Source organism: Flavobacterium microcysteis (assembly GCF_006385255.1).
Classification (GTDB): Bacteria; Bacteroidota; Bacteroidia; order Flavobacteriales; family Flavobacteriaceae; genus Flavobacterium; species Flavobacterium microcysteis.
Window position 1 is genome coordinate 1 of record NZ_VFJE01000043.1, and the last position, 10,946, is coordinate 10,946.

At 39.6% G+C, this 10,946-nt stretch carries 9 protein-coding genes; 4 read left to right on the forward strand and 5 right to left on the reverse strand.

Annotation, left to right across the window (positions count from 1 at the left end):
* The 3 genes from FJA49_RS00060 to FJA49_RS00070 all read left to right on the forward strand — a co-directional run.
* On the forward strand, positions 1-2,412 hold a 2,412-nt coding region (locus tag FJA49_RS00060; RefSeq protein ID WP_139997566.1), incomplete at its 5' end, for a DUF7507 domain-containing protein.
* A 53-nt stretch (positions 2,413-2,465) separates the two neighbouring features.
* A complete protein-coding gene (locus FJA49_RS00065) occupies positions 2,466-3,377 on the forward strand; it encodes a PorP/SprF family type IX secretion system membrane protein (RefSeq protein ID WP_139997568.1) in 912 nt (303 codons plus the stop codon).
* 11 nt (positions 3,378-3,388) lie between these two features.
* Positions 3,389-5,320 carry an OmpA family protein gene (locus FJA49_RS00070; RefSeq protein WP_139997570.1) on the forward strand — a complete coding sequence of 644 codons (1,932 nt, stop codon included), beginning with the start codon at positions 3,389-3,391 and terminating at the stop codon, positions 5,318-5,320.
* Positions 5,321-5,441: 121 nt separating this feature from the next.
* Here FJA49_RS00070 and FJA49_RS00075 read toward each other — a convergent pair whose 3' ends face one another.
* Both FJA49_RS00075 and FJA49_RS00080 read right to left on the reverse strand, forming a co-directional pair.
* Positions 5,442-5,861: an OsmC family protein gene (locus FJA49_RS00075; RefSeq protein WP_139997572.1), complete on the reverse strand. Its 420-nt coding sequence runs from the start codon at positions 5,859-5,861 to the stop codon at positions 5,442-5,444.
* 35 nt (positions 5,862-5,896) lie between these two features.
* Positions 5,897-6,925 (reverse strand): alpha/beta hydrolase, encoded by a 1,029-nt coding sequence (locus FJA49_RS00080; protein ID WP_139997574.1) that lies wholly within the window; start codon positions 6,923-6,925, stop codon positions 5,897-5,899.
* A 112-nt stretch (positions 6,926-7,037) separates the two neighbouring features.
* Here FJA49_RS00080 and FJA49_RS00085 point away from each other — a divergent pair, with 112 nt between their 5' ends.
* Positions 7,038-8,009, forward strand: coding sequence for a hydrogen peroxide-inducible genes activator (locus FJA49_RS00085; RefSeq protein ID WP_139997577.1), 972 nt, complete (start codon positions 7,038-7,040; stop codon positions 8,007-8,009).
* 150 nt (positions 8,010-8,159) lie between these two features.
* On the opposite strand, the gene FJA49_RS00090 is transcribed toward FJA49_RS00085, so the two are convergent.
* The 3 genes from FJA49_RS00090 to FJA49_RS00100 form a co-directional block, all read right to left on the reverse strand.
* Positions 8,160-8,558, reverse strand: coding sequence for a hypothetical protein (locus FJA49_RS00090; protein WP_139997579.1), 399 nt, complete (start codon positions 8,556-8,558; stop codon positions 8,160-8,162).
* 159 nt (positions 8,559-8,717) lie between these two features.
* Positions 8,718-8,933 carry a hypothetical protein gene (locus tag FJA49_RS00095; RefSeq protein ID WP_139997581.1) on the reverse strand — a complete coding sequence of 72 codons (216 nt, stop codon included), beginning with the start codon at positions 8,931-8,933 and terminating at the stop codon, positions 8,718-8,720.
* Positions 8,934-8,970: 37 nt separating this feature from the next.
* On the reverse strand, positions 8,971-10,946 hold a 1,976-nt coding region (locus tag FJA49_RS00100), incomplete at its 5' end, for a T9SS type B sorting domain-containing protein (RefSeq protein WP_139997583.1).

Sequence of the window (10,946 nt, forward strand, 5' to 3'; positions counted from 1 at the left end):
ATATTAAACCCAACTAATTGTGATTCTGCAACGGTAACTGTAGTTGTGGAAGAAGCACCAATCGATGCGGTAAATGATAACCCGACTCCGGTTAACGGATATGAAGGAAACACTGATGTAGTAAACGTATTGGATAACGATACCTTAAACGGTGTTCCGGTTATCCCATCACAAGTAACTGTCACGGTAACGACTCCATCAACTAATCCAGGCGTGGAATTAGATCCTGCAACTGGAACGGTAAGCGTAGACCCACAGACACCTGCAGGAACCTACACTATCGTATACCAATTGTGCGAGATATTAAACCCAACTAACTGCGATTCTGCAACAGTAACCGTAGTGGTGGAAGAAGCACCAATCGATGCGGTAAATGATAACCCGACTCCGGTTAACGGATATGAAGGAAACCCTGATGTAGTGAACGTATTGGATAACGATACCTTAAACGGTGTTCCGGTTATCCCATCGCAAGTAACTGTAACGGTAACGACTCCATCAACTAATCCAGGCGTGGAATTAGATCCAGCAACAGGAACGGTAAGCGTAGACCCACAGACTCCTGCTGGAACCTACACTATCGTATACCAATTGTGTGAGATATTAAATCCAACAAATTGTGAATCGGCTACAGTAACTATAATTGTTAACCCGGCTCCAATTGATGCCGTAAATGATGATTTTAGCGGTACGATTGTAAACGGAACTGAAGGAATGGCAAATGCTGGAAACGTATTTGCTAACGATACGCTGAATGGCGTAGCAGTTATTCCATCAGAAGTAACATTGACAACTGTAAATGCAGATGCTCCGTTGACATTAAATCCTGACGGAACAATAACTGTTGCTCCTGGAACACCAGCTGGAACATATACGTTAGAATACAGCATTTGTGAAGTATTGAACCCAACCAATTGCGATACGGCTATAGTAACAATTTTGGTTCAGGTACCAGGTGTTGAGATTATCAAGCAAGGAACCTTCAATGATGCAAACGGAGACGGATTTGCACAAGTAGGAGAAAGCATTACTTATAATTTCACGGTAATCAATACCGGAACTATGGAATTGACAAACATTACGGTAACCGATCCTTTGGTAGCTGTAACGGGCGGACCTCTTGCAACTTTAGCAGCAGGTGCTACTGATTCAACTACATTTACTGCAGTCTATACGTTTACACAAGCTGATATTGATGCAGGAGTTGTAAACAACCAGGCATTGGTAACTGCTACTCCGGTAGTAGGAACACCAATTACGGATGACTCAGATAGTAATGACCCTACATTGCCAGGAAATGACGATCCAACTGTAACTGTATTGCCTCAAAATCCTAAGTTTGAATTATTCAAAGAAGGTGTATATCAGGATGCAAACAATGACGGAATCGTAAATGTTGGAGATGTTATCCAATATAGCTTTACGGTTAAAAATACTGGAAACGTAACCATTACAAATATTACTGTAACCGATCCTATAGTTGCAGTTTCAGGCGGGCCTATTGCTTCTTTAGCACCACAAGCCACTGATTCAACAACGTTCACGGCAACTTATACAATATCACAAGCTGATATTGAATTAGGAGCAGTTTACAACTTAGCATTGGCAGAAGGTACAGATCCGACCGGAAATCCAATCGATGTGGAATCGCAAGATCCATCTCCGATAGATCCGAACGATCCGTTATACGAACCAACTTGTCCAGATTGTACAGTTACAGTTATTGAGCAAAATCCAGGCATTGCGCTGATTAAGACAGCAACTTTCAATGATAGCAATAACAACGGAATCGCAGAAGTAGGAGAGACCATCACTTATAACTTTACAGTGACCAATACAGGTAACGTAAGCTTGAGCGATGTAACTGTTACAGATCCGCTACCGGGAGTTGTTGTAAGTGGAGGTCCAATAACTCTTGCTGTTGGAGCAAGTGATAGCACAACATTTACAGCTATCTATACTATCACGCAAGCTGATATCAATGCAGGAAGTGTTTCTAACCAGGCGTTTGTTTCAGGTAAGAGTCCGTTGGATGAAGAAACAACAGATGCTTCTGATCACACAGACAACACAGGAAACAACCCTACGATTGTCGAAATTGAAGGATGTACAATCAATGTATTCAATGTAGTTACTCCAAATAATGATGGCAGCAACGAATTTTTATACATAGGAGGATTAGGATGCTATCCAGACAACAAAGTAGAGATCTTTAACCGCTGGGGTGTTGTAGTTTACGAAACAAGTGGCTATAACAACAATGACAAAGCCTTTAGAGGATACTCAGAAGGAAGGGTTACAGTAAACAAATCAGAAGGATTACCTGATGGTACTTATTTCTACATCTTGAAATATAAAAAACAAGATGGTACTGTAAGAGAGAAAAGCGGCTATTTATACTTAAGCAGATAAAGTTAAATTCCTGGGAATCGGAATGGGTTCCCAGGATAAAACAAATTAAACCAATGAAAAAAATAATCATACTTTTCGTCTGGATTCTTGTAGGTGCAAGCGCATTTGCACAACAGGATGCGCAATACACGCAGTATATGTATAATACCATCAATATCAATCCCGCTTATGCAGGTTCACGAGGCGTATTTAGCGTTTTCGGACTTCACAGAACGCAATGGGTTGGTTTGGATGGAGCTCCGGTGACCAATACTGTTGCAATCAACACGCCTATCAATGGGACTAATTTTGGAATGGGATTGTCATTTGTAAACGATAGGATAGGACCTACAGATGAAAATGCAATCTCTGCAGACATATCATATACCGTTAAGACATCAGAAACATTCAAGTTGTCTTTCGGAATTAAGGCAACAGCCAATATGTTCAATTTGGATGTTAATAAGCTGAATCCGGCAGACCAGGGAGATCCTCGATTAATGAATCTGAATAATAACTTCACGCCAAACCTTGGAGCAGGAGCTTATTTTCATTCTGATAAAATGTATTTGGGACTTTCGGTACCGAACTTTTTTGAAACGAACCGATACGATGACAATTCAGTAGCTGTAAATAAAGAAAGAATGAATTTCTATTTGATAGGAGGTTATGTTTTCGATTTGAGCCAAAGTATCAAATTCAAGCCAGCCTTTTTGATGAAAGCCGTAAACGGAGCACCGCTTCAGGCTGATCTTTCAGGAAACTTTCTTTTCAATGACAAGCTGACGCTTGGAGTTGCCTGGAGATGGGATGCCGCTGTGAGTGCTATGGCAGGATTCCAGATAACAGATGGACTATTTGTAGGCTATGGATATGATATGGAAACGACAAAGCTTGCCAACTACAATTCAGGTTCGCATGAGGTTTTCCTTCGTTTCGAATTATTCAGCAAATTCAACAAAGTAACCTCTCCAAGATTCTTCTAAAAGCAGCAACTATGAAAAAACAATTATATACAGTCTTGGCAGTCTTTTCTTTATTAACTGCCCAGGCACAAGAAGCCAGGCTCGCAGCTGCTGATAAGCAGTATGAGAAATATGCTTATGTCGATGCAATCAAAACGTATGAAAGAGTAGCGGAAAAAGGATACAAATCAGTAGACCTGTTCCAAAAGCTGGGAAATGCTTACTATTTCAATGCAGAGCTAGACAAAGCTAACAAATGGTATGCTGAACTTTTCGCAATGAACCAGCCGGTTGATGCCGAATACTATTACCGTTATTCGCAAACCCTGAAATCAGTTGGTGATTATGAAAAGGCTAATGAAATGTTGTCGCAGTTCAACCAAAAGAATGCGGCCGATTTAAGAGCGCAGTTGTACACCAAGCACAAGGACTATTTGGAAGAAATAAAAGCCAATTCGGGTCGGTATAAAGTAGAAAATATCAATATCAACTCAGAATATTCCGATTACGGAACTGCTTTTTTCGACAACAAGCTCGTTTTTGCTTCGGCAAGAGATACGGGTGGTCTTTTCAACAGAAAACACCAATGGACAAACCAGTCGTTTACTAAATTGTATGCTTCTGAAATCAGTTCGGATGGTTCTATGTTGGAGCCGGAACAATTCAATACTTCTTTGAATACGAAGTTCAATGAGGCTACTCCGGTTTTTACTAAAGATGGAAAAACGGTGTACTTCACCCGAAATAACTATAACAAAGGAAAAAGAGGGAAGAACAGCGACAAGGCAACATTGTTGAAAATCTACAAAGCTACTCTTGAAAAAGGAAAATGGGTAAACGTAACAGAATTGCCTTTTACAAGTGACAATTACAGTACGGCACACCCTGCTTTGAGTCCAGATGAAAAAACCTTGTATTTTGCGTCAGACATGCCGGGAACTCTAGGTCAGTCGGATTTGTTTAAAGTGGCAATTAATGCTGATGGTAGTTTTGGAACTCCGGAAAATCTGGGGAAACAAGTCAATACGGAAGGTCGTGAAACTTTTCCATATGTTACAGACGAAAACGAATTGTATTTCGCTTCTGACGGACAACTTGGATTAGGAGGTCTGGATGTTTTTGTAACTCAGATCAACAAAGACGGAAGTTATGGAGAGATCAAAAACGTAGGAACTCCGGTTAACGGACCAAAAGATGACTTTGCTTTTATAATCGATACTAAAACCCGATTTGGATTTTTCTCTTCTAACAGAGATGGCGGAAAAGGTTATGACGATATTTACAAATTTCAGGAAACAAGACAGCTGAAATGCGAGCAATTGCTATCAGGAACGATTACGGATAAAGAAACAGGACTTCCTATAGCCAATGCAAGAGTAACGCTGTCAGATGCCTCGTTTAAGGTAATCAAAACCATTTATGCTGACCACGAAGGAAAATACAGCTTTGATGTAGAATGTGGTAATGTGTATTATGTAAAAGCGGAAAGCAAAGACTATACGCCAAACGAACTAAAAGCCATTATCCCGAAAGAATCTGGAGAAACAGACCTTTCTATCGAATTGGATAAACCGGTTAAGCAGATTACCGTTGGAACTGATTTAGCTAAGACATTCGGCATTAAGATTATCTACTTTGACCTTGATAAATGGAATATTCGTCCGGATGCAGCTATTGATTTGGCTAAAATCGTTGATGTAATGAAACAATACCCGAATATGAAAGTAGATGTTCGTTCGCATACAGACAGCCGCCAGACGCACAAATACAACCTGAAACTTTCTGACCGCAGAGCAAAATCTACCATCGACTGGATGGTTCAGGATGGAGTTGCCAAAGAAAGAATTACAGGTAAAGGCTATGGCGAAACCCAGTTAGTTAATAAATGTGCTGATGGTGTAGAATGTACAGAACAGGAACACCAACAGAACAGAAGAAGCGAATTTATCATCACAGCCATGTAATGTTTAGATAGTTTTAAAATTGAAAACCGTGCTTTTACAGCACGGTTTTTTTATTCAGAATTACTCCCCAAACTTAGCCACTTAGTACCTCAGTACCTTAGCGCCTTAGCCGCTTTGCATCTTAGCTCCTCAAAGAAACTCCCAAAGTAATCTCAGCTTTCAAAACTTTAGATACCGGACAAATCTCTTTCGCTTTTAAAGCGATGTTTTGAAACTCTTCTTCAGAAATTCCAGGAACAACACCATTTAATTCCAAATGGATTTTAGTAATTGTTCCATCTTCAAAAGTAAGTACTGCTTCAGTATTTAAGTCAGTAGGTACATAATTCAATTCGCTTAGTAAAAAGCTCAATTGCATGGTAAAACATCCGGAATGAGCCGCTGCGATTAATTCTTCAGGGTTTGTTCCTACACCTTCTGCAAAACGTGTCTTAAAAGATAATTGGGTGTTGTTTAGAGTTGTGCTTTGTGTACTGATGGTTCCTTTTCCTTCCATTCCTGTACCTTGCCAATTTGCGTTTGCTTTTCTTATAAATTTCATGATTTCTAAATTTTAATTGTTATTCGTTATTTTAATTATTTGCTTAGTTTTTCTTTTAGGGCATCTACAGCTTGTTTGATTGCTGCTCTAGGAGCCGGAGTTTCTGTAATTGGGTTTAACATGACGAAGTCGTGAATCGTTCCAATATATCGTGTAGCTGTAACTTTTACACCAGCCGCATTTAGTTTTTTAGCATAAGCTTCGCCTTCATCACGCAATACGTCGTTTTCTGCAGTAATGACCAAAGCCTCTGGCAAGTCTTTTAATTCTTCAATATCGGCTCTCAAAGGAGAAGCTGTAATCAGGTTTCTTGTTGCTTTTTCAGGAGCATAAATATTCCAGAACCACACCATCGCATTAAGTGTCAGGAAATGTCCGTTGGCAAACTGCTGATAGGAAGTCGTGTTGAAATCGGCATCGGTTACCGGATAAAAAAGCAATTGGAAATCAATTTTAGGACCTTTTCTTTCTTTTGCCATAAGTGTTACGGCAATTGCCATATTACCACCTACGCTATCGCCACCAACAGCTAATTTAGAAGGATTTAGTCCAATGGAAGCGCCGTTTTCTTTAATCCATTTGGTTGCTGCATAAGCTTCTTCGTTTGCGATTGGGAATCGGGCTTCGGGAGCAGGAGTATAGTTTACAAAAACAACCGCTATGTTGGCGCCAACCGCTAATTCTCTAATCAATCGGTCGTGTGTAAAAGCATTTCCTAAAACCCATCCGCCACCGTGGAAATACATTAGTACCGGAAGTTTTTCTTTTGAACCTTTTGGTTTTACAATTTGGATGGAAACGGTTTTTCCATCTTGGGTAATCGTTTTGTTTTCAATATCGGCTGGTAATTTTTTATAATCTCCAGTTTGTGCATTGATTAATACTTTTCGGGCATCTTCGATAGAAAGCTCATAAAGTTGCGGACCTGAATTTCCGTGAACGGCTTTTAAGAATTCACGAGTGTTTTTTTCGATACTGTAGCTACCTGCTAATGACGGATCGATTTGACTTACTGCTAGTGTTGCATTCAATACCGCAACGGCTGCTATTGCTAATTTTTTCATGATGTAAATTATTAAGTTATAATTGTTTTGATTTGATGGTACAAATTTATAGCGGGTTTAATTATAAATCAAATTGATAATTTTTTACCTTTATAAAATTAAATTATAATGTATGACTATCCAGCAATTAAAATACATCGTAGCATTAGACGAAGAACGCCATTTTGCAAGGGCTGCAGAAGTCTGTAATGTTACCCAGCCCGGACTTACCATCCAACTGAAAAATCTTGAAGAAGAAATAGGAATTAAAATATTTGACCGTACAAAAGTGCCATTGACACCTACAAAATTAGGAACACAGATTATCGCAAGAGCTAAAAAGATACTCCGTGAAGTCAATGAGATCCGTGATTTTGTAATCAATGAAAAAAACGACCTGGAAGGGGAAGTAAAGCTGGGCGTCATTTCCACACTTTCGCCTTATCTGGTGCCATTATTTATAAAATCAATGAAAGAAGCAGCACCTAAAATGCATTTTGTTATTCATGAAGCTTCTACCGGTCAATTGATGCATGATATTGAAACAGGAGCGTTAGATGTGGCGCTTATGGCTACTCCCACAGGAAATCCGAATCTGAAAGAGCACCATGTATTTAATGAGCCTTTTGTAGCCTATCTTAACGAAAACCATCCGTTTGCCGGTAAAGATTTTTACGAACTACAGGCCAGCGACAAACCGGAACTCTTGCTGCTGCAAAATGAATATTGTTATAATGCGCAACTTCTCGATATCTGTGACATAAAGGAAGACCGTAAAATAAGCGAACAATTCTCTTATGACATTAGTTCTATAGAAACATTAAAAAATTTAGTAAGGGCACAGCTCGGTTTTGCTATCCTACCTGAACTTTCCATACTTAACGAAAGAGAAAAACATCTGTTTAAGCCATTCAAAGAACCGAAGCCTATTCGTGAAATTAGCCTGGTAGTCTCAGACACATTTTCTAAAAAATTACTGCTGGAAAAAATGAGCCGGGCTATTTGGGAGTGCCTGCCAGATACGCTCAGGAAGGACTTCAATTATCGCAAGATCCAATGGAATGATTCTCCTTATTTTATCAATGCGATTAAAGGATTTATGTAAATTGCGTCTCTGCGTGAAAAATAATTGCTCGCAAAGGTGCAGAGTCGCAAAGAGGAAAAGTAGTGATTTATGAAATTTGTCCTGATATAAAGTTTTCGGTCAATAAAAAAGCTCCCAAAGGGAGCTCTATAGTAATAAATCTGGATTGTATTATCGGGAAATAAAATCTTCTGCGTCAGTAAACTGTGACTTAAAGGCAGTAACCTTATCTTTTAGGTTGTCGGTTTTGCAGTTTAACTTAAAAGCATAAAAACTAAGCTGTCCGTGATTTGGAAATTCTTTATCCAGCTCTGCTTCAACATTGAGTATATAATTCAGGGCTTGTTTTTTGACATACCCCCAAAGTTCTCTGATTTTTGCTTTTGTGAAAGATTCATTATGATTGGCACCAAAAGCATCACTTATGCACTTTTCAGCAATCTCTTTAAAAAAAGCTTCTTCGGGAAAAGAGTACTTATAATATCGGTCGGCATACACTTTAAATTTGCGCATGATGCTTTGTACTACTGAAACGCCGTTGTCCAGAGCATGTGTCTTATTGTATTCCATAACGTTCACCCTCGTGGTAAAAGGGATTTTTTTGTAATTTTAAGTAATAGATTAGGGTTCTACAAACTTACTTTAAAATTTGCTCTTTATCAAATTAAAGAACTTAAAATAGGTTAAAAAAAAGCCTAATTTAGACTGATTTCATTCAAGTTATGGAATTTATTTAGATGTTTTTATAGATTCTGTAGGATTTTTCTTTTTATACTTCGTATCGAATAGCTTTTTGATTTTGTTGCTCACAAGGGATGCCTTTACATTAATAACTCTTCCATTGTTAAAATGAAATTCATATTCGTCAATTAGTTTTTCAATTTTGTACACCTGATCCATATTGTATACGACATCTTCGTACCTCTTTGGTTTGATGAAATTCATGTTGTGGTATTTTAAGTAACAAAAACAAATTAGAGCATTATCTTTTTAGGGCAAAATGCGCCTTAAATTCTCTATTGACTCCGTCACGGCTCTTATAAAGCAATTTGAACCAGTAATCTGTTGCAGGTAGGGCATGTCCGTTATAAGTACCGTCCCATCCTGCAGATGAAGGAAAAATTTGCTTGATTAGTTTTCCGTAGCGGTCGAAAATATAAATTGTAGCTTCTGGCTGGTTGGAAAGCCCGTCGATGTTCCAGGTATCATTATAACCATCCGCATTTGGCGTAAAATAATATGGATAATTCAAGGCATATACTGTAAGTGTAATCAATCCGCATCCTTGGGTATCTCTTACGGTAATTTCATACTCGCCTTCGTAAATGTTCGTAAACTGATTGCTTGTCTGTGGTGGGCCGCCATTCAGTTGGAATTCATATTGTCCTGAGCCACCTGTAACGTTAACCGTAATAATCTGGTTTTTATTAAAATCTCTTCCCACTGTAGCTTCTGCAACTGCAATAGACGAAGTGCCTACGGTTGCTGTTGCTGTTGCTGTACATCCGGTAATAAGGTTCGTAACCACTACTTCATAAGTTCCTGGTTCGACCGCAACGTGTGTGTTGGTCGTAGTAGGAAGAAGGTTATTGTTTCGGGTCCATACAAAACTATGATTGGCATTTGGAATCTGAGAATATAAATTAACAGTAGAAATAAAAGCTCCGGTTTGATTGTCTACACAGATAAAACCATCTTTAAGAACTGGCTTTGGTGGTGAAGTAATCGTTATAGGCTTTCTGACCGATGCGGTACAAGTACCATTGTTTACAGTATAGATAATCATTACTGATCCTGCACTAACTCCGGTAACATTTCCGGCTGCATCAACTGTTGCTACATTGGTGTTGTTACTCGACCAGGTTCCGCCAGGAGTAGTATGAGAAAGTAGGATGCTATTTGAAATACACACTGCGCCAGGTCCGGTTATGGCAGGCAAAGCCAGACTGTTGATAGTAACTGCAAGAGTCGTATTGGTAGCGCATTGACCTGCATTAGGCGTAAATACATAGTTCCCGCTTGTCGTGTTGCTTATTGTTGCAGGACTCCATGTTCCAGTAATTCCATTAGGCGATGTCGCCTGAAGTGCTGGTACCGTATCACCGCTACAGAAAGTCAGTGTAGTAGGGAAGTCCGGTAAGATAATATTGGTAACCGTCACAGTTAAAGTAGCCGTTGTAGCACATTGTCCCGCATTTGGCGTGAACACATAGTTTCCGCTAGTCGTATTGCTTATCGTTGCCGGACTCCATGTTCCTGTGATTCCGTTAGGAGAAGTCGTATTCAATACAGGAGCGGTACTTCCATTACAAATTGTCATTGTTGTTTGGAAGTTTGGCACGATTCGAGGCGTAATAGTCACTCTTAATGTCATAGTAGTAGCACATTGGCCTGCGCTTGGAGTGAATATATAATTTCCACTAGCCGTATTGCTTATCGTTGCCGGACTCCAGGTTCCTGTGATTCCGTTAGGAGAAGTTGCCTGCAATGCTGGAACTGTTTCTCCGTTACAGAAAGTCAATGTAGTAGGGAAATTCGGTGTGATATTAGTATTGATAGTCACATTCAACGTAGCTGTTGTAGCACATTGTCCTGCATTTGGTGTAAACACATAGCTTCCGCTAGCCGTGTTACTTACTGTAGCGGGACTCCATGTACCCGTAATTCCGTTAGGAGAAGTTGCCTGCAAGGCTGGAATAACAGCTCCGCTACAATAGTTCAACGCTGTAGGGAAGTTTGGTGTGATAATGTTGTTAATGGTTACGTTCAAGGTAGCCGTTGTAGCACATTGTCCTGCACTTGGAGTGAATATATAATTTCCGCTAGCCGTATTGCTTATGGTTGCCGGGCTCCATGTTCCTGTGATTCCGTTTGGCGAAGTTGCCTGTAATGCAGGTACTGTAGCTCCGTTGCAGAATGCCAATGTAGTAGCGAAATCTGGAACAATGTTGTTGTTAA